We start from the raw sequence: 18,599 nt of genomic DNA, 5'->3' as shown, positions 1-18,599 counted from the left end.
AAGTCGTCTTGCTTCAAAGGGCATCGCAGGCGATAGCGGCGCGCGATGACGACATCTGACGCCCTCATCCGCCAGACGGCGCTCAACCGTCTGACCGCCAACGCGCCGTTCCTCGCGCGCCTTGCCGACATTCATTCCGACGACGTGACGCGCTTTCTCGGCGACGGTGCCGACGCCGCGCTTGCGAGCGTGTCGGCGCCGCCCGCCGCCGACGACATCATGCGGGCGCTACGGCATTGGCGCGGGCGGATGGCGCTGCTGCTCGCACTCGGTGACCTGTCGGGCGAGCATGACGTAGCGACCACCACCCGCCTGTTGTCGGAGTTCGCCGATCAGGCCTGCGACGCCGCGCTCGCCGCCGCCTTTGCCGAGCGCGTTCCGGGCGAAGAACCGCGCGGGCTGGCGGTGATCGCGCTCGGCAAGCTTGGCAGCCACGAGCTCAACTATTCGTCCGACATCGACCCGATCCTGATCTTCGATCCCGACACGCTGCCGCGCCGCCAACGCGACGACCCGACCGAAGCGGCGGTCCGGATTGCGCGGCGGATGACCGAGATTTTGTCGGCGCGCACCGGCGACGGTCATGTGCTGCGCGTCGACCTGCGCCTGCGCCCGCACCCCGAAGTGACGCCGATCGTGCTGCCGGTCGATGCCGCCATTTCCTATTATGAATCCGAAGCGCTGGCGTGGGAGCAGGCCGCCTTCATTCGTTCGCGCGCTTCGGCGGGCGACCGTGCATTGGGCGAAAATTTCCTTGCCGCGATCCAGCCCTTCATCTGGCGCCGCAGTCTCGATTTCCGCCAGCTCAAGGAAATCGGCGCGATGAGCGACCGGATCCGCGATCATTTTGCGCAGGGTCAGGCGTTCGGGCCGGGCTATGACTTGAAGCGCGGGCGCGGCGGCATCCGCGAGATCGAATTTTTCGCGCAGGTCCATCAGCTGATCTATGGCGGCCGCGATCCGTCGCTGCGCGTGCCCGCGACCGTCGATGCGCTGGCCGCGCTCGCGGCGGCGGGGCGCGTCGAGGCGGATGTCGCGGCGCGGCTGTCGGGCCATTATGCCACGCTGCGCCGCATCGAGCATCGGTTGCAGATGGTCGAGGATCAGCAGACGCACTGCCTGCCGGTCCAGCCCGCGGCGCTCGATGGCGTCGCGCGGCTCGACGGCGTCGCCGACGGCGCGGCGCTGCTTGCCATGCTCGAACCCGTCGCCGCCGATGTCGGCGCTTGCTACGATCGGCTGGTGGCCGAACGTGCGGTGACCACCGGCCTGCCGCGCGATGATGACGGGCTGGCGGCGGCGCTGATCGCAGCAGGCTTTGACCCACCCGACGCCGCGGTCCGGACGATCGGCGAATGGCGCGGCGGCAAGCTTCGCGCATTGCGAAGCGCGGCGGCGCTCGACGCGCTTGAAACGATGCTGCCCGAACTGGTCAAGGCGCTGGGCGCGGCGCCTGATCCGCAAGCGACGCTGACGCGCTTCGACAAGCTGGTCGCGGGATTGCCGAGCGCGGTCAATTTCTTCCATCTGCTCGCAGCGCAACCGGCGCTGGCGCGGATCGCGACGCGCGTCCTGGCGCTCGCCCCGACGCTCGCCGATGCGCTCGGTGCGCGGGCGCAGCTGATCGAGGGGCTGATCGACCAGCGTGCCTTCGATGCGCCTGCGGACAAGGCGCAATTGGTCGCAGAATGGCTGCCGGGGCTGGCGGCGCTCGACTATGAACGACTGCTCGACCGCGTGCGTGATCATGTCGGCGAGCGACGCTTTGCCTATGGCGTTCAGCTCGTCGCGGGGGCGACCGATCCGCTGGCGATCGCGTGCGGCTATTCCGAACTCGCCGAAGCGGCACTTGCCGTACTCGCCGATGCGACCGTCGCCGAATTTGTGCAGGCGCACGGGCGGATCGCGGACAGCGAGCTTGTCGTGCTTGCGCTGGGGCGGCTGGGGGGCAGGGCGCTGACCCATGCCTCCGACCTCGACCTCATCTATTTGTTCACCGGCGACCATCTGGCCGAATCCGACGGGCCGCGCCCGCTCGGGGCGACCACCTATTACAACCGCCTCGCGCAGCGGGTGACCGCGGCGATGTCGGTGCCGACCGCAGCGGGCAAGCTGTACGATGTCGACACCCGGCTGCGGCCGCAGGGCGCGCAGGGGCCGCTGGTGGTCACCCTCGACAGTTTTGAACGCTATCAGCGCGAGGAGGCGTGGACGTGGGAGCATATGGCGCTGCTGCGCGCGCGGCCGGTCTATGGATCGGACGGCGCGCGTGCCGAGGTCGAACGGATCATCGCCGAACTGCTCGCGATGCCGCGCGATCGGGCAAGGCTGGCGGCCGACGCCGCGGAGATGCGCGCCAAGATCGCGGCGCACAAGCCGTCGCAGGGGGCGCTCGATATCAAGGGTGGCCCTGGCGGCCTCGTCGACATGGAATTCGCGATGCAGGTGACCCAGCTTGCCAGCGGCCAATGCCACGACCCCAATATCGCCGCGGCGCTCGGCTGTCTGCACGCCGCGGGGCTGGTCCCGGCAGAGGTTGTCGCGGCGCATGGCTTGCTGGCGCGCATGCTCGTGATGCTGCGCCTGACCGCACCCGATGGCGAGCCGCCGACCGCGGCAGCGCGGCAACTTGTCGCCAGTCAGTGCGGCGAACCGGGCTGGCCGCAACTGCTTGCCGCGCATGACGCGGCGCGGCAGGAGATCGCAAATTGGTGGGCGTCGATTCGCCCCGCCCAGCAGGAGACAAAGCCGTGACTCTCGCAATCGGAGATGCCATTCCCGCGGTAAAGCTGCTCGACGCCGATGGTGCGACGATCGATCTCGCCGCGATGACCGGCGCGCCGCTGGTCGTCTATTTCTATCCCAAGGCCGATACGCCGGGCTGCACGGTCGAAGCGCAGGATTTCACCCGCCTTGCGCCCGAATTCGCGCATCTGTACGCGCAGGTGCTCGCGGTGTCGCGCGACGCCCCGGCAAAACTGTGCAAGTTCCGCGACAAATATGGCCTGACCGTCCGCCTCGCGTCCGATGAAGACGGCGCGGTGTGCGAGGCGTTCGGCACCTGGGTAGAGAAGCAGAATTACGGGCGCAGCTATATGGGGATCGAACGCTCGACCTTTCTGTTCGGGGCTGACGGCAAGCTGGCGAAGGAGTGGCGCAAGGTGCGCGTCAAAGGGCATGCCGAAGCGGTGCTGGAGGCGGCGAAGGCGCTCTAGGATATGGTGCCTATGCAATCCGTTTGTCCTGAGGAGCCATTGAGCTTGTCGAAATGGCATCTCGAAGGACGCGGACGGAGCGCTGCTGTCCTTCGAGATGGATCTTCGCCAAGGCTCAGCCCCTCCTCAGGACGAACGGCAATATGACCACGCAAAGTATCGGCGAAGCCGCGCGTGCGGTCCTGCTGACGCCTGATCCGCACGACAAACGCCGCGCGGCGCGCGGTCTGGCGCGCGCGTGGCGACAGGGGCGGCTCGATCATCGCTGCGATACGGCGATGCCCGACCAGCCCGCGTGGCCCGCCGCGCCCGAACTGCTCGAACCCGGCCGGATGCCGCGGCGCGGCAAGGGCGGCTCCGAACGCGGGCGAATCGCGCTGCTCCACGCGCTGGCGCATATCGAATTCGTCGCGATCGACTTGGCGGTCGATCTCGTCGGCCGCTTTGGCGGCGAATTTCCGCGCGCGTTTGTCGACGACTGGATCGGCGTGGCCGCCGACGAGGCGATGCACTTCGCGCTGCTCGACCGGCGGCTGCGCACGCTCGGCAGCCATTATGGCGCGTTGCCCGCGCATGCCGGACTATGGGAAGCGGCGCAGGCCACGGCGGACGACGTCCTGGCGCGGCTCGCGATCGTGCCGATGGTGCTCGAAGCGCGCGGGCTCGATGTGACGCCGCCGACGATCGCGCGCTTCCGGGACGCGGGGGACGAGGCATCGGCGCGGATCTTGTCGCGAATCTACACCGACGAAGTGCGCCATGTGCGCGCTGGCACCCGATGGTTCGGCTGGATGTGCGACGAACGGGGATTCAACGCCGTCGAAACGTGGCAGACCCTCGTAAAAGCGCGATTTCGGGGGGCGTTGAAGCCACCGTTCAACGACTCGGCGCGCCACGACGCCGGTCTGACGCAAGAATACTATGGTGTTATTGCGTCTTAACCATTGGGATAGCACACAGGCTTCGCGGGGGATGAGCAATCATCCAAACCAACAAACACCGGCGCCAAAGCCTTTTGATGACTTTGGCGACATGGCACACGCGGGGTCGTATTTTGATAAACACTCTTCTGACGCAGAAGTTGCATCAAGTCGCAATGCTCTGCGCCGCAGCATGTTTCATGACGGCAACGCCCGCCGTTCAAGCTGCCGAAACCAGCGCCGATGCCGGCATTATCGTTCCGGACGAACCCGATGACGACAGCTTCACCGCTGGCGTTCCGTCGGTCGGCGAAGACAGCGAAGCCCGTGCGATTTTCCAGGCGTGGAAGCGTCTCGACACCGGCCTGACCGCCTCGCTCGGCGTTGCCGTGCCGTCGCGTCGCCCGATCGACCAGATGTCGCTGTCGTCGTCGTACGGCATGCGTGTCCACCCGGTGACTGGCAAGGTCGCGCGCCACAATGGCATCGACATTCCGGCGCCGCACGGCACCCCGATCTATGCGACCGCCGACGGCATCGTCGGCCGCGCCCAGCGCCTCGGCGGCTACGGCAATTATGTCGAAGTCGAACATGGCAATGCGATCCAGACGCGCTACGGCCATATGTCGTCCTACATTGTGCGCCCCGGCCAGCAGGTCAAAAAGGGCGATATTCTGGGCTATGTCGGTTCGACGGGCCGGTCGACCGGCAACCATTTGCATTATGAAGTCCGTATCGAAGGCGCACCGGTCAATCCGATGCCGTTCGTGCGGTCGGATCAGATGGCGATCGCCGCAATCACGGGCAAAGATGTCGCGATGGGCGGTCCCGAATAAAGAATAATGACGAGCTTTCCTGGGTCGGAGAGGAGGGGCGCCAGGCGGGATAACCGTCGCGGCGCCCTTTTCATTTGAGACAAAGCGCCTATCTAGCTCCCATGGCCACGCAGCTTTCCGATATCACCCTGTCGCCCGCAGCCGCGGCGCGCGTCCGCTGGATCGCCGACCGCAAGGGCGAAACGCAAGCGGCGCTGCGCCTCGCGGTCGATGGCGGCGGCTGTTCGGGCTTCACCTATCGCTTCGGCCTCGCCGAGAGCATCGAGGGTGACGATATCGTCACCGAAACCGATGGCGTGAAACTGGTGGTCGATCCGGTGAGCATCGACCTTGTCCGCGGCTGCATCGTCGATTTCGTCGATTCGCTCGGCGGGTCGTCGTTCAAGGTCGAAAATCCCAATGCGGCGTCGGGCTGTGGCTGCGGGTCGAGCTTCTCGATTTAGATCTCAAACCGCGGAGACAATAGTCACCGTAGCCCTGAGCCGGTCGAAGGGCGCCTCACCGAGAAGCGCCCTTCGACAGGCTCAGGGCACGGTGCAAGGCATTGAGATGCGTTTGTACGGTCCGATGCTTGTCTATGCACCAATCTTGCTGCCATAGGTGCCTCATGAAAATCGCGACCTTCAATATCAACGGGATCAAGGCTCGCCTGCCGCGCCTGATCGAATGGCTCGAGGAAACCCAGCCCGATGTCGCCTGCCTGCAGGAATTGAAATCGAGCGATGAAACGATGCCGACCAAGGAGATCGAGGCGGCGGGTTACGGTTTTCTCTATCACGGGCAAAAGGGCTTCAACGGCGTCGCGATCCTCGCCAAAGGCGCCCAGCCGGTCGAAATCCAGCGCGGGCTGGCGGGTGAGGACGAGGACGAGCAGTCGCGCTATCTGGAGGCCGACGTCCACGGGGTGCGCGTCGCGTCGATCTACCTGCCCAATGGCAATCCGCAGCCCGGCCCCAAATTCGATTACAAGCTGCGCTGGATGGCGCGGCTGCGCGAGCGGGCGAAATTCCTGCTTGCTGCCGAAATCCCGACGATCCTGACCGGCGATTACAATGTCATCCCGCACGACGACGATGTGTGGGATCCGCGCGCCATGGCCACCGACGCGCTGATGCAGCCCGAATCGCGCGATGCGTGGTTCCGCCTGCTCGGCGACGGCTGGACCGACGCGATCCGCAGCCGCCACCCCAGCGGGCATGTCTGGACCTTCTGGGACTATCAGGCGGGCGGCTGGCAACGCGATCATGGTTTTCGCATCGACCATCTGCTGCTCAGCCCCGCGCTCGCCGACCGGCTGATCGACGCCGGGGTCGACAAGGACCACCGCGGGCGAGAGAAGGCTAGCGATCATGCGCCGACCTGGGCGGTGCTGGCTTGAAGCGCGGGCATAAGCAAAGCGGCGGTTAACGAGCAACAGGCGCCTTTGATCCTCCCTGTGGCGAAGCCATGGGGAGGGGGACCGCTCGCGAAGCGAGGGGTGGAGGGGCCGCGACGCCGGTGTTGTCGCCCCTCCGTCAGCGGCTGCGCCGCTGCCACCTCCCCATCGCTTCGCGACAGGGAGGATTTAGCAGCAACTCTCCGCGCTCCAGCTCCGGCAGTTCAGCCCAAAGGCTTGTCGTAAATCTGGTACACCCGGTTGATCTTGGCATCGATCGCCTCGGCGACCGCGTTCATGCCCTGATTGTCGTCGAGCACCCAGCCGATGTCGCCGCGCTCGGTGCCATAGTCGCGCACCGCGTCGCGGCGGATGAATTCGATCATCATGAAGGCGAGGGTGCTCGCCATCCGGCTGTTCTGCAGCTTTTTGGCGACCCCCATCAGCGGTACGCGCAGCGTGCGGCTTTTCGGCTTGCGCAGCCACCACAGCAGCCTTGCCCAGTTGAAGGGGAGCAGCGATCCGTCCATGTCGATCAGCAACTCGTTGATGTTCGGCAAGACGATCATGAAAGCGACGGGCTCGCCGTCGACTTCGGCGACGCGGATCAGATCCTCGAACACCAAAGTTTTCAGCTTTTTACCGACAAAGGCGATCTCGCTGTCGGTCAGCGGGACGAACCCCCAATTGTCCGACCAGGCATCGTTGAGCAGCCCCATGATCAGCTTGGCTTCGGCATCGAAGCGGCTTTTGTCGATCTTGCGGATCCGAATGCGCGCGTTCTTTTCGCCCGCGGCGACGATGCGATTGACCAGCGGCGGGAAACCGTCGGCGACGTGGACGTCGTAGTTCAGCAGCTGCTTGATCGGGCGATAACCGCTGTCCTCGATCCAGCCGCGATAGAGTGGGCTGTTGTGCCCCATCATCACCGTCGGGCGGTTGTCGAACCCCTCGATCAACAGCCCCGGTTCGTCCCAGATCGAAATCGACAGCGGGCCTAGCGCGCGGTGCATCCCCTGATTGCGCAGCCAATCCTCGGCGGCGACAAGCAGCGCGCGGGTCGTTTCCGCATCCTCGGCTTCGAGCAGCCCCCAGTTGCCCGTCCCCGGTCCCATCCCCTGTTCGGCGGGCTGCGCGAGTGCCAGTTCGTCGATATGCGCCGAAATCCGGCCGACGGTGCGGCCGTTGCGCCGCGCCAGGAACAATTGCGCCTTGCCATGTTCGAACCACGGATTTTTGCCGGGAGTCAGCAGGTTATACACCTCGCCCTTCAGCGGCGGCACCCACGCCGGATCGCCGCGATTGAGCCGAAAGGCCAGCTCGACGAATTCGCGCCGGTCGTTCTTGTCTTTGACCGGGTGGATGGTGATCGGTCCGTCCGAATGTCCGCTCATACTGGTTTCCTGAAATGCCAACCCTATATGTCGGATGACGCATTAGGGCATCGCCGCGGCGCTGGCGACCCGCATTTGGCCATTTTGCTGCCACGAAATCATGGTGAAGAGCGAGCGTTATGACGACGATCAACCCCTCTGCCGATCGGGTCGACACACCGCTGGTCAAGGCGGCGGCCCGGATCCCCAAATCGGCGATCGCCGACGACATGGCGATGATCCGCGCCGCGTCGGAGCTGACGCGCGACCTCGTGACGCCGTCAGCGCGCATCTATTGGACCGATTTTCTGGCATCGACCGTCATCGGTTACGCGGGTGTCGCGGGCGCCATCTTGGCGCCGACGCTCGCCTGGTCGCTTGCCGCCGCGCTGATCGCGATCCTCGCGCTCTATCGCGCCGGCAGTTTCATCCACGAACTGACGCATATCCGCAAAAACGCGCTGCCGGGCTTCCGTTTCGCGTGGAACCTGCTCGTCGGCGTGCCGCTGCTGATCCCGTCCTACATGTATGAAGGCATCCACAGCCTGCACCACAATCGCACCAAATATGGCACGGTCGACGATCCCGAATATCTGCCGCTCGCGCTGATGAAGCCGTGGACGGTGCCGCTGTTCGTGGTCGCCGCGGCGTTCGCGCCGCTGGCGCTCTTGTTCCGCTATGCGGTGCTGACCCCGCTGTCGTTCCTGATCCCGCCGCTGCGCCGCGTCGTCGTCGAGCGCTATTCGGGGATGATCATCAACCCGCTGTTCCGCCGTAAGGCGCCCGACGGCGAGTTTCGCCGCATGTGGGCGTGGCAGGAGGGCGGCGCCTGGGCGTGGTCGAGCCTGCTGATCGCCGCGGGCGTCTTCGGCTGGGTGCCGCTGCGCGCGCTGTTGATCTTTGGCGCGATTGCGGCGGCGACGCTGGTGCTCAACCAGATCCGCACCTTGGTGGCGCACCTTTGGGAAAATGACGGCGAAGTGCTGACCGTGACCGGCCAGTTCCTTGACAGCGTCAACGTGCCGCCGCCGGGCCTGCTGCCCGAGCTGTGGGCGCCGGTGGGGCTGCGCTATCATGCGCTGCACCATCTGCTGCCGGGCGTGCCCTATCATGCACTCGCCGAGGCGCATCGCCGGTTGAAGGACGTGCTGCCCGCCGATTCGCAATATCATGGTGCGAATTACGACAGCCTGCCGAAGCTGGTGGCGAATCTGGTGGCGGTTTCGGCGCGGGGGGGTGCGGTCTGAGGAATGGAACGTCGCCCCCGCGAAGGCGGGGGCCGCTAGCTGCCTGGTCCCACGCTGCTGCGTAAACCGACAGCGGCCCCCGCCTTCGCGGGGGCGACGGTTCGTTTTCGTCACTGACTGTTTCTAACTCGTCATCCCGGCGAAGGCCGGGATCTCGCCGGTGCGGTTGGACGATAGGTTGAGATCCCGGCCTTCGCCGGGATGACGACATTATGGATGGCAGGTTGTTCGTCGCGAGCCGACGCTGATCCTATTCCTCGGTCCGGATCAAAATCATCTCGCCGATCAGCGCGAACAGGATAAACGGCCCCCACGCCGCCAGAAACGGCGAGTAGGCGCCCAAATCCCCCATCGCGAGGGCGAAATTGTCGGCGACGAAATAGGCGAACCCCAGCCCCATCCCGACGATTGCGCGAATGAATAGCTTGCCCGACCGCGCGAGGCCGAACGCCGCGACGGCGCCCAGCAGCGGCATCAGGATCGCCGACAGCGGTCCCGAAATCTTGTGCCACAACACGCCTTTCAGCGCCCCGACCGGGCGGCCCGCGGCCTCCAGATCGTCGATCGCTGCCTTCAGCTTCAGGAAGGGAAGCTCGTCGCCGTCGACCTGCGCCAGTGTGAACTGGTCGGGGCGCACCGACTTTGCCGCGACGATCGTTCCCAGCGGTTCCAGCGTCCCCGACCGGCGGATGAAGCGGCGCGCGTTGGTCATTTCCCAACCGCCCCCGGCCACCGCGCGCGCGCTGTCGGCCTTCAGCATCGACGACAGCACGCCGCCGGTGCGTTCATAGATGGTGACGCCGCGCAGCACGATCGCTGGTCCGCCGGTTTCGACCGTTTCGGCGTTGATCAGATTGTTGCCGTCGCGCACCCAGATGTTGCTGCGCACGCCATTGTCGGGGGGCACCCGCTTATACTCGACCTTCTGCCAGGCGCTGAGCGCCGCGGTCGAGCGGGTGACGATGCGTTCGTTGAAGGCAAAGCTGATCCCGGCGACCAGCAGCGCGGCAAGGAACAGCGGCGCAAGGACCTGGTGCGCCGACATCCCCGACGCCTTCATCGCGATAACCTCGCTGTTCTGGTTCAGCGTCACCATCGTCAATATCGTGCCAAGCAGCACCGAAAAGGGCAGGAAGGTTTCGATGATCTGCGGCAGCCGCATCCCGACATAGCGCCAGACATCGGCGTCGCTGTTGCCCGCGACCGCCAGGATCTTGCCGCTTTCGCCGAGCAGGTCGAGCGTTTGCAGGATCAGCACCAACGCGAACAGGATCGAGAAGGAGCGGATCAGGAACAGCCGCCCGACATAGAGCGCCATCGTGCGCGACGGGAAAAAATGAAGCTGGTGCATATCAGGTCAGGCTTTCCACGCCCCGCGGTTTGCGCTGGAACATCGTCAACAGCCCGCGAATCTTTTGCGCCGACTTCGCCGCCACGCGTTCGAGCGCGCCGATCGGCTGGCCGCCCGGCACATGCGCGACGACATAATACATCCAGACCGCCAGCGCCGCGAACAGCAGAAAGGGAACCCACAGCGCAATCACCGGATCGACGACGCCGCGCGCGCCCATGTCCTCGGCATATTGGTTGATCTTATGCTGGGTCACCAAGAGCACGATCGACAGGAAGACGCCGAGCGAGGAAGTCGATCGTTTGGGCGGGATCGCCAGCGCCACCGCGATCAGCGGGATCAGGAACATCGACAGCACTTCGACGATGCGGAAATGGAAATTGGCGCGCGATTCGAGCCGCGTCTGTTCCGACTGGCTCTCGTCCTTGCCCGCGACGAACAGCTCGGGGATCGTCATTTCGCGATCGGCGCCGCCGCGCAGGCGGAACGCCTCGATCTTGGGCAATGGTATCGGCAGGTCGTGATTGTCGAAGGTCAGCACGCGCGGCACCGCAAATTTGGGCGATTCGTGGATCAGCACGCCCTGCGACAATCGCAGGATGATCGTGTTGGGGTCGTCGGTGGCCAGGAACTGCCCGCGCGCGGCGGTCGCCGACACGCGCTGGCCATCGCGATTGTCGCCGCGCACGAAAATGCCGCGCAGCGACTTGCCGTCGTCATAGCTTTCTTCGATGCGCAGCGTCATGCGGTCGCCCAGCTTGGTGAATTCGCCGACCTTGATCGACGCCCCCAGCGCGCCCGAGCGCAGTTCGAACTGCAAGCCTTCATAGGCATAGCGGGCGACGGGCTGGATGAAGCCGACGATCGCCAGATTGAGCGCGGCCAACGCCAGTGCGTAGGCGAAAGGAATGCGCATCAGCCGCCCGAAGCTCATCCCGACGCCCTTCAGCACATCGAGCTCGCTGGTCGTTGCAAGCTTGCGGAAAGCCAGAAGAATCCCCAGCATCAGGCCGATCGGAATGCCCAGCGAAAGATATTCGGGGATGAGATTGGCGAGCATCCGCCACACGATGCTGACCGGCCCACCCTCGGTGGCGACAAAATCGAACAGCCGCAGCATCTTTTCGAGCACGAGCAGCATCGCCGACAGGACCAGCGTACCCAGCATGGGAAAAAAGATGAGCCGCGCGATGTAGCGGTCGATGGCAGGCAGCTTATTCAATCTTTCGTCGCCCCATCACCATGATTTGGCCGCAGTTGTTTCCGATATGCCGATTCAAGGGCGACAGGGGCCCGTGTCGGCAGGTGCATCATGCGTTTGTCGGCGTGGCTATAACCTCTGGAGGAATTGAGGTCATGTCGAAAATTATTCTCGCCGGTATGCTCGCCGCCGGAGCGCTGATTGCGCCCGTCGCGGCGCAGGGTGCTGCGCTGGGTCCGGCAGCCGCCCTGTGCAACAGCAATGCGACCGCTGTGCAGGTCGATGTGCGCGGATTCAAGGCGCGCACCGGCACGGTGCGGGTCCAGATCTACAGCGCGAACAGCAGCTATCTGGAAAAGCGCAAGTGGATCGAGCGCGTCGACGTTCCCGTCTCGCGCACCGGGACGATGTCGGTGTGCGTCCCGGTCAAGCAGCCGGGCAATTATGTCGTGTCGGTTCGCCACGACATGAACGGCAACGGCAAATCGGACCGCAGCGACGGCGCCGGCCTGTCGGGCAACCCCGACATGAAGGTCAGCGATTTCATCTTCAAGCGGAAGCCGAAACTGGCGACGGTCAGCTTTGCCGTCGGCGGCGCCACCAAGCGCGTGCCGATCGTACTGAACTACGTCAACGGCTTGTCGTTCGACCCGGTCGAATAGGGACCAGATGGCCAGCGTCGCGCTCCTTTCCAACCCGCGTTCGACCGGCAACCGCGCCCTGTTGCCGCGGGTTCGCGAATATTGCGCGGCGCATCCCGACATCTTTCATTATGAGGTCGAGGACGTCGACCAGATCGGCGAGGCGATCCGCACCATCGCGATGGTCGGGCCGCGCGTTGTCGTCATCAACGGCGGCGACGGCACGGTGCAGGCCGCGTTGACCGAGCTTTATTCGGGCGGCCATTTCGGCGGTTCGCCGCCGCCGGTCGCGGTGCTGCCGAACGGCAAGACCAACCTGATCGCGCTCGACCTTGGCGCCGCGGGCGATCCGATCAAGGCGTTGCAGCGGGTGATCGAACTCGTCAATTCGGGGCAGCTGGAGGATCATGTGATTCAGCGCCAGCTGATCTCGCTCGACAGCGGCGGCGAAACGCGCCCGGTGCTCGGCATGTTCCTAGGCGGCGCCTATCTCGCCGATGTGATGCTCTATTGCCGCAATCGCATCTATCCGCTCGGGCTGCCGAACGGCATTTCGCATTTCCTGGCCGCGATTCTGGGGCTGTTTGCGATGATGTTCGGCCTCGGTGGCGGGCGCCTGCCCCCCAAGCCCGAGGCGATGACGGTGTCGCTGATCCGCCAGGGCGAATTCAAGGGCAAGTTTTCGCTGCTGATCGTGACGACGCTGGAAAAGCTGCTGCTCAGCATCCGCACCACCGACAGCGCCGGGCAGAGCGGACAGATGAAATTGCTCGCGGTCGAGCGCGGCCTGGGCGCGCTGTTCCGCATGCTGGGCGCCACCTGGCGCGGGACGCTGGGGCAGCGCCAGCTCGATGGCGTCCACTTCCAGCAGGGCGACGAGATCCGGATCGAGGGCGAGCGGTCGAACGTGATTCTCGATGGCGAGATTTTTCAGGCGAAGAACGGCATGCCGATCATCCTGACTTCGACCCAGCCCGTGCCGTTCCTGCGCCTCGCCGCCTGAGCGTTCGCGCATGTCCGACCTGATCGACCTGGTCCGCGCCGAACTGTCGACTCCGGTCGACCCGCGCGTCGCCGCCATGGCACAGGCGATCGCCGCCGAATATCCGGGTAGCGCGCGCGCTGTGCTGTTTTACGGCAGCTGCCTCAGGATGAGCGAACTCGACGGGCTGATGCTCGATTTCTACCTGATCGTGTCCGATTATGGCGATGCGTATCCCAAGCGGTGGATGGCCGCCGCCAATCGGCTGATCCCGCCCAATGTCTTTCCGTTCGCGCACCGCGGGCTGATCGCGAAATATGCGGTGCTGTCGGAAAGCGACTTTCACCGCCTGAACGGGCCGGAAACACGCAATGTGTCGGTGTGGGCGCGCTTTGCGCAGCCGTCGCGGCTGGTATGGGCGGTCGACGATACGGCGCGCGACCGCGCCATCGCCGCCGTCGCGCGCGCCGCGCCGACCTTGCTGGCGGCAGCGGGCAAGGTCGATGGCGAGGCGCCGCTCGACTGGTGGCGGCGGGCCTTTGCGCTCACCTATTCGGTCGAGCTGCGCGCCGAACGGGCGGGCCGCGCGCAGTCGGTGGTCGATGCCGACGCCGACCGCTACCAGCGTTTCAGCGCCCCCGCGATCGCCGCGATCCCGGCGGCCGCGCGCAGTGGTGCATGGGCGCGGCGGCGGATCGAGGGCAAGGCGCTCAGCATCGCGCGGCTGGCCAAGGCCAGCCTGACCTATGCCGGTGGGATCGATTATCTGGCGTGGAAGATCAATCGCCATGCGGGGACCAAGATCGAAATCAAGCCGTGGCAGCGCCGCTGGCCGCTGATCGCCGCGGTCACGCTGGTACCGCGGCTGATCAAGGGCGGCGCGATCCGGTAAAATGCGAGTCCTCATCCCGGCCTTCGCCGGAATGACGAAACAAGGCTCAGCTCGCCAGCCGCTGTCCCATGCCCGCCCGGGCTTCGCCGCACCGGCGGATCGCCTGATCGAGCGCGTTGAGGGTGAAGGGTTTGCGGAGCACGTCATGGTCGCCGAAACTTTCGGCCTCGCCGGCGTCGCCCGCATAGCCGGTGACGAACAGCACCGACAGTTCGGGCCAGCGCTGTTTGAGCTGCGCGACCAGTTCGGGGCCGGTCAGTTCGGGCATCAGCACATCGGATAGCACCAGGTCAAACCGGCCGCCGTCGGCCAGCCGTCCTTCGACGAGCTGCTCGGCCTCCAGCGGATTGCCGCACGCCACCGCGCTATGGCCCAGTTCCTCGACCGCATCGACCGTCGCCGCGAGGACGCGCTGGTCGTCCTCGATCACCAGGATGTTCAGCGCTTCGGCGGGTGCGCAGTCGGCGGGATCGCCATCGCCGTCGCTGGCCGCCGCTGCGACATCCTCCGGCTTGGCGACCGGCAACAGCATCGCGACGCTCGTACCTTCGCCTTCGGTCGAGGAAATCTGGACCTCGCCGCCCGACTGGCGGCAAAAGGCAAAGACCTGGCTCATGCCCAGTCCGGTCCCCTGACCCGCGGGCTTGGTGGTGTAGAAGGGATCGAACACGCGTTCCAATACCTCGGGCGACATGCCGCAACCGGTGTCGATCACCTGCACCGCCAGCGCCTTGCCGTCGCCATCGTCGAGGGTGCGGATGGTCAGCGCGCCATGGCCGTCCATCGCGTCGCGCGCATTGACCGCCAGGTTGAGCAGCGCATTTTCGAACTGCTGCCGGTCGAGCCAGCAGGCGAGATGGTCTGCATTGAGGTCGAGCGTCAGCGCGATCCTGTCGCCGATCGTCCGTTCGATCAGCTCGGCAAACCCCGTAATGCAGGCGTCGATCGGCGTCGTTTCGGGGCGTGCAGGTTCGGATCGGGCAAAGGTCAGCAGCCGCCGCGTCAGGTCGGCGGCGCGATTAGCGCCGTCGAGCGCGTTGGCAAGGTGGCGTTCGGCCTTTTCCGGGGTGCCGGGCAGCCAGCGCTGCGCCAGTTCCAGTCCGCCGACAACAACCGCCAGCATATTGTTGAAATCATGCGCGATGCCGCCGGTCAGCTGGCCGACGGCTTCCATCTTTTGCGCCTGGCGAAGCTGGGCTTCGGCCGCGGCGCGCTCGCTCATCTCGCTGCGCAGCGCGATATTGGCCTGTTCCAGCTCGGCGGTGCGCGCTTCGACGGCCTCCTCCAGCTGCATGGCGCGTTCGCTTTCCGCCACCTGCTCGCGCCGCGCGACCCGGCGCTCGGCCTCGGCGCGGACGAACGAGAATGTCGTGCCGATCGCCACGGCGGCGATCGCCGCGCCGAGCAGGGCAAACAGCAACATCGCCTGGTTCAGGCTGGCGCGATCGGCGGCGGCGGTGCGAATGCGTTCGCGCAGCAGCGCGCGTTCATTGGCAATAATCTGGTTGAGCAGATCGTCGATGCGGCTGAGCCCGGCGTCGTGCCCCGCGGCATGATATTTCGAAATCGCGGCGACGGTCTGGCTGTAATTGGCGCTCAGCGCCGCGTCGCCAAGCTGGCGTCCGCGGCTGTCCATTTCGCGCGTCAGGTCATCGACCAGCTTCGACTGGGTCGCGTTGTCGCGGACGCTGCGGTCGAGCCGCGTCAGATATTGCCGCGCCAGCCCCCATTGCTGTTCGTAAACGCGGCCGTCCTCTTTTTGCAGTCCCACCGCAAAGCGCCCGAGCGCCGCCTCGGCGCGCGCGAGCGAGGCGTCGAGCGAGCGCGTCTGCGAAATGACTTCCAGGCTTTGCGTCTGCCAGCCGAGCGACTGGTCGTAATTGTCGCTGGCGCGCGCGAGCAGCATGACAAGCGCGCCCACGATGCCGGTCAGCATCGTCGCCATGCCGATCGTCAGCCAAAAGCGTAATCGCTCGCGCCGCGTCTCGGTTTCGGTATCGCTATCCCGCTCGAACACGCCTGTGTCTTACCGGACATGCGCGGCGCCGCAAAGCGCCGAAGGCCCGGTCGCTGCTGCCCGGCTTCGGTTCGGCGCAAAAAGGAATCCGCTGGTCGGCGCAGCGGCTCGGTTCAGCCGATAATCCCGACGCGCTTGCCCGCGCGTTCGAAACGGCCGAGGATTTCGCCGACCTGCTCGATGCTGTGCTCGGCGCAGAGCGAACAGCGCAGCAGGGTCATGCCCGCGGGGGTCGCGGGCGGGCGCGCCAGGTTGACGTACAGCCCTTCCTCCAGCAGCGCCTCCCACATCATCGCGCCTTGCTCGAGGTCGGGCATGATCACCGCGATGATCGCCGACTGCGGCTCGTCGGTGCCGAGCTGGAACCCCAGATCGCGCAGCCCCTTGTGCAGCACCTTGGAATTTTCCCACAGATGCGCGCGCTTGTTCGACCCGTGCATCAGCTTGCGGATGCTGGTCGCCGCGGTCGCGACGACGCTGGGCGGCAGCGACGCGGTGAACACATAGGGACGACAGACCAGCCGCATGATCTCGAACTTCGGATGGTTCGACACACAAAAGCCGCCGACGGTGCCGACGCTCTTGCTGAACGTGCCGATGACGAAATCGACATCGTCCAAAACGCCCTGCGCCTCGGCAACCCCGCGGCCGTTCTCGCCGATAAAGCCCATCGAATGGGCCTCGTCGACCAGCACCATCGCGCCGGCTTCCTTCGAAACGCGGATCATCTCCTTCAGTGGCGCGACGTCGCCGAGCATCGAATAGACGCCTTCGAGCACGACGAGCTTGCCCGCGTCTGCGGGCAGGCGCTTCAGTCTTTTCTCTAGCGCGTCGACGTCATTGTGGCGGAAGGCGACGATTTCGGCGTCGCCCATCTTGCACCCGTCATAGATCGACGCATGGCTGTCGATGTCGAGGATGACATAGTCGCCCTTGCCCGCGATCGTCGAAATGATCCCGAGGTTCGCCTGATAACCGGTTGAAAACACCATGGCATGATCCATGGCGTAAAATTCCTTCAGCGCCTCTTCGCACTCCTTGTGCCCCTGATAGGTGCCGTTGAGCACGCGGCTGCCGGTGGTGCCGCTGCCGAATTTGTCGAGCGCATCCTTGCCTGCGGCGATGACATCCTCGTCGAAGGTCATGCCCATATAATTATAGGTGCCAAGCAGGATCGTCTCGCGCCCGTTGCAGATCGCGACGGTCGGCGAGATCACCTTTTCCATCACCAGATTATAGGGATCGGTGACCCCGGTCGCGAGCAGCGTTTCGCGCTGCTGGATCAGCGGATCGAATTTCGAAAAGAGGTCGGTCATATCAAACGTCCAAAATCCGTTCGCATCGAGCGAAGTCGAGATGCCCCTCGAACTTGCGCTGCCCCGATGGGTGTCTCGACTGCGCTCGACACGAACGGGAAAAAAAGAAACTATCCCTGCAATTTCTCGACCGCGGCGACCAATTGCCCCACGGTTTCGATCTCCGCCTGCATGTTCATGCTGATGATGATGTCGAACGTGTCCTCGACCTCGGCGACGAAATCCATCACCGTCAGGCTGTCCCATTCAAGGTCGCCGGCAAAGGTCGTCGCATCGGTCAGTTCGACCCCCTTTTTGTTGAAGGGGGCGATCAGGCCGTAAATCTGGTCGGTGAGGGCGGTGCTCATGTGGTGCGTCCCATAAAGGCATAAAGTTGCGCGCGGGAATGCCGCGCTCCCGCCCGATTGGCAAGCGAATGCGGCGGGAACAGGGCAGCATCTTGCCGCTGGCGGCACTTCATGGCATCGCTGTGACGGGTCGCTGACGCATTGCGAACGCGGGGGAATGGCATGGGCAGCGAAAACGCATCGACACCGGCGCCGCCGCCAGCGGTGTCCTTCCCGCCGAACGCCGTGCATCTGGTGCGCACCAACCAGCAATTGACGATGCAATTGTCGCAGATGGCCGACCAAAAGGCGTCGATCCTGATGGGCGCGACCTTTGTCGTGTTCACGCTCGCGGTGGGGCAGGCGCGCGCCGGGGCAGGGGCGCTCGCGATGCCGCTGACGATCCTCGCGACCTTTTCCTTCCTGTCGGCGCTGCTCGCGGTCTCGGCGGTGCTGCCGCGCGTCGGCAAGGCGCCGCCGATCGTGTACAAGGACGGCAAGGACCATAGCAACATCCTGTTCTTCGGCCGCTTTGCCCAGATGGAAGAGGATGAGTTCATCGACGCGGTCAAGGCGCGGCTGCGCACCGAGGAAGATCTTTATGAAACGATGCTGCGCGACACCTATCAGAACGGCATCGTGCTGGCGCGGCGGAAGTATCGGTATCTGGCTTATGCATACCGGCTGTTCGTCGTCGGGCTGACGCTGACTTTCGGCGCGTTTGCGTTCGAGATGGTGGCGATGTGGCGGGGGTGAGATAGACCGTCGCCCCCGCGGAGGCGGGGGCCGCTGTCGTCATTGCGCAGCCACGCCGAGAAGCGCCTCTAGCGGCCCCCACCTTCGCGGGGGCGACGGACATATTGTTGCCAATTTACCACCCCCGCGAAGGTGGGGGCCGCTAGAGGCG

General features: G+C 65.2%; 17 protein-coding genes. 11 read left to right on the top strand and 6 right to left on the bottom strand.

Annotated elements, in window-relative coordinates:
• Positions 1-45: 45 nt before the first annotated feature.
• The 6 genes from FFS18_RS05460 to xth all read left to right on the top strand — a co-directional run bounded on the left by FFS18_RS05460 (position 46) and on the right by xth (position 6,349).
• Positions 46-2,754 carry a bifunctional [glutamine synthetase] adenylyltransferase/[glutamine synthetase]-adenylyl-L-tyrosine phosphorylase gene (locus tag FFS18_RS05460; protein ID WP_137870090.1) on the top strand — a complete coding sequence of 903 codons (2,709 nt, stop codon included), beginning with the start codon at positions 46-48 and terminating at the stop codon, positions 2,752-2,754.
• The gene (locus FFS18_RS05455) at positions 2,751-3,215 is read left to right on the top strand and encodes a peroxiredoxin (protein ID WP_171005240.1); all 465 of its coding nucleotides are present in this window, start codon (positions 2,751-2,753) and stop codon (positions 3,213-3,215) included. Before FFS18_RS05460 ends, FFS18_RS05455 begins: the two co-directional genes overlap by 4 nt.
• Before the next feature lie 143 nt (positions 3,216-3,358).
• A complete protein-coding gene (locus FFS18_RS05450) occupies positions 3,359-4,156 on the top strand; it encodes a ferritin-like domain-containing protein (RefSeq protein ID WP_137870089.1) in 798 nt (265 codons plus the stop codon).
• A gap of 179 nt (positions 4,157-4,335) precedes the next feature.
• A complete protein-coding gene (locus tag FFS18_RS05445; RefSeq protein WP_232014807.1) occupies positions 4,336-4,971 on the top strand; it encodes a M23 family metallopeptidase in 636 nt (211 codons plus the stop codon).
• Between the two features lie 101 nt (positions 4,972-5,072).
• Positions 5,073-5,414, top strand: coding sequence for an iron-sulfur cluster insertion protein ErpA (gene erpA, locus FFS18_RS05440; protein ID WP_120215485.1), 342 nt, complete (start codon positions 5,073-5,075; stop codon positions 5,412-5,414).
• Positions 5,415-5,578: 164 nt separating this feature from the next.
• Entirely contained in the window at positions 5,579-6,349 is a 771-nt protein-coding gene (xth, locus tag FFS18_RS05435) for an exodeoxyribonuclease III (RefSeq protein WP_137870088.1), read from the top strand.
• A gap of 221 nt (positions 6,350-6,570) precedes the next feature.
• Here xth and FFS18_RS05430 read toward each other — a convergent pair whose 3' ends face one another.
• Positions 6,571-7,740: an N-acetyltransferase gene (locus tag FFS18_RS05430; RefSeq protein WP_137870087.1), complete on the bottom strand. Its 1,170-nt coding sequence runs from the start codon at positions 7,738-7,740 to the stop codon at positions 6,571-6,573.
• A 119-nt stretch (positions 7,741-7,859) separates the two neighbouring features.
• On the opposite strand from FFS18_RS05430, the gene FFS18_RS05425 reads away from it, so the two are divergent.
• Positions 7,860-8,966 carry a fatty acid desaturase family protein gene (locus FFS18_RS05425; RefSeq protein WP_137870086.1) on the top strand — a complete coding sequence of 369 codons (1,107 nt, stop codon included), beginning with the start codon at positions 7,860-7,862 and terminating at the stop codon, positions 8,964-8,966.
• A 250-nt stretch (positions 8,967-9,216) separates the two neighbouring features.
• Here the strand turns inward: FFS18_RS05425 and lptG are convergent, their stop codons facing one another.
• A complete protein-coding gene (lptG, locus tag FFS18_RS05420; RefSeq protein ID WP_137870085.1) occupies positions 9,217-10,317 on the bottom strand; it encodes an LPS export ABC transporter permease LptG in 1,101 nt (366 codons plus the stop codon).
• Position 10,318: 1 nt separating this feature from the next.
• On the bottom strand, positions 10,319-11,539 hold the full coding sequence (lptF, locus tag FFS18_RS05415; protein WP_137870084.1) for an LPS export ABC transporter permease LptF: 1,221 nt from the start codon (positions 11,537-11,539) through the stop codon (positions 10,319-10,321).
• Between the two features lie 134 nt (positions 11,540-11,673).
• Between lptF and FFS18_RS05410 the strand changes: the two genes are divergently transcribed.
• Genes FFS18_RS05410 through FFS18_RS05400 form a run of 3 tightly spaced genes read left to right on the top strand, consistent with a single transcriptional unit; the run spans position 11,674 to position 14,033 of the window.
• A complete protein-coding gene (locus tag FFS18_RS05410) occupies positions 11,674-12,180 on the top strand; it encodes a DUF2141 domain-containing protein (RefSeq protein ID WP_232014808.1) in 507 nt (168 codons plus the stop codon).
• Positions 12,181-12,187: 7 nt separating this feature from the next.
• On the top strand, positions 12,188-13,162 hold the full coding sequence (locus tag FFS18_RS05405) for a diacylglycerol/lipid kinase family protein (RefSeq protein WP_120215491.1): 975 nt from the start codon (positions 12,188-12,190) through the stop codon (positions 13,160-13,162).
• A gap of 10 nt (positions 13,163-13,172) precedes the next feature.
• Complete coding sequence (locus FFS18_RS05400; protein WP_137870083.1) at positions 13,173-14,033, top strand: hypothetical protein; 861 nt, start codon at positions 13,173-13,175, stop codon at positions 14,031-14,033.
• Between the two features lie 46 nt (positions 14,034-14,079).
• Here the strand turns inward: FFS18_RS05400 and FFS18_RS05395 are convergent, their stop codons facing one another.
• From FFS18_RS05395 to FFS18_RS05385, 3 genes are all read right to left on the bottom strand, one after another.
• Complete coding sequence (locus FFS18_RS05395) at positions 14,080-16,050, bottom strand: ATP-binding protein (protein WP_137870082.1); 1,971 nt, start codon at positions 16,048-16,050, stop codon at positions 14,080-14,082.
• A gap of 113 nt (positions 16,051-16,163) precedes the next feature.
• Positions 16,164-17,366 (bottom strand): serine palmitoyltransferase, encoded by a 1,203-nt coding sequence (gene spt, locus FFS18_RS05390; protein WP_137870081.1) that lies wholly within the window; start codon positions 17,364-17,366, stop codon positions 16,164-16,166.
• A 110-nt stretch (positions 17,367-17,476) separates the two neighbouring features.
• Positions 17,477-17,713 (bottom strand): acyl carrier protein, encoded by a 237-nt coding sequence (locus FFS18_RS05385; protein ID WP_039571860.1) that lies wholly within the window; start codon positions 17,711-17,713, stop codon positions 17,477-17,479.
• Positions 17,714-17,875: 162 nt separating this feature from the next.
• On the opposite strand from FFS18_RS05385, the gene FFS18_RS05380 reads away from it, so the two are divergent.
• Positions 17,876-18,448, top strand: a complete 573-nt coding sequence (locus FFS18_RS05380) for a Pycsar system effector family protein (protein WP_137870080.1) — start codon at positions 17,876-17,878, stop codon at positions 18,446-18,448.
• Positions 18,449-18,599: the final 151 nt, after the last annotated feature.

It is taken from the genome of Sphingopyxis sp. 2PD, from assembly GCF_005503695.1.
GTDB lineage: Bacteria > Pseudomonadota > Alphaproteobacteria > Sphingomonadales > Sphingomonadaceae > Sphingopyxis.
This window is presented reverse-complemented; position numbering and strand designations above follow the sequence as displayed.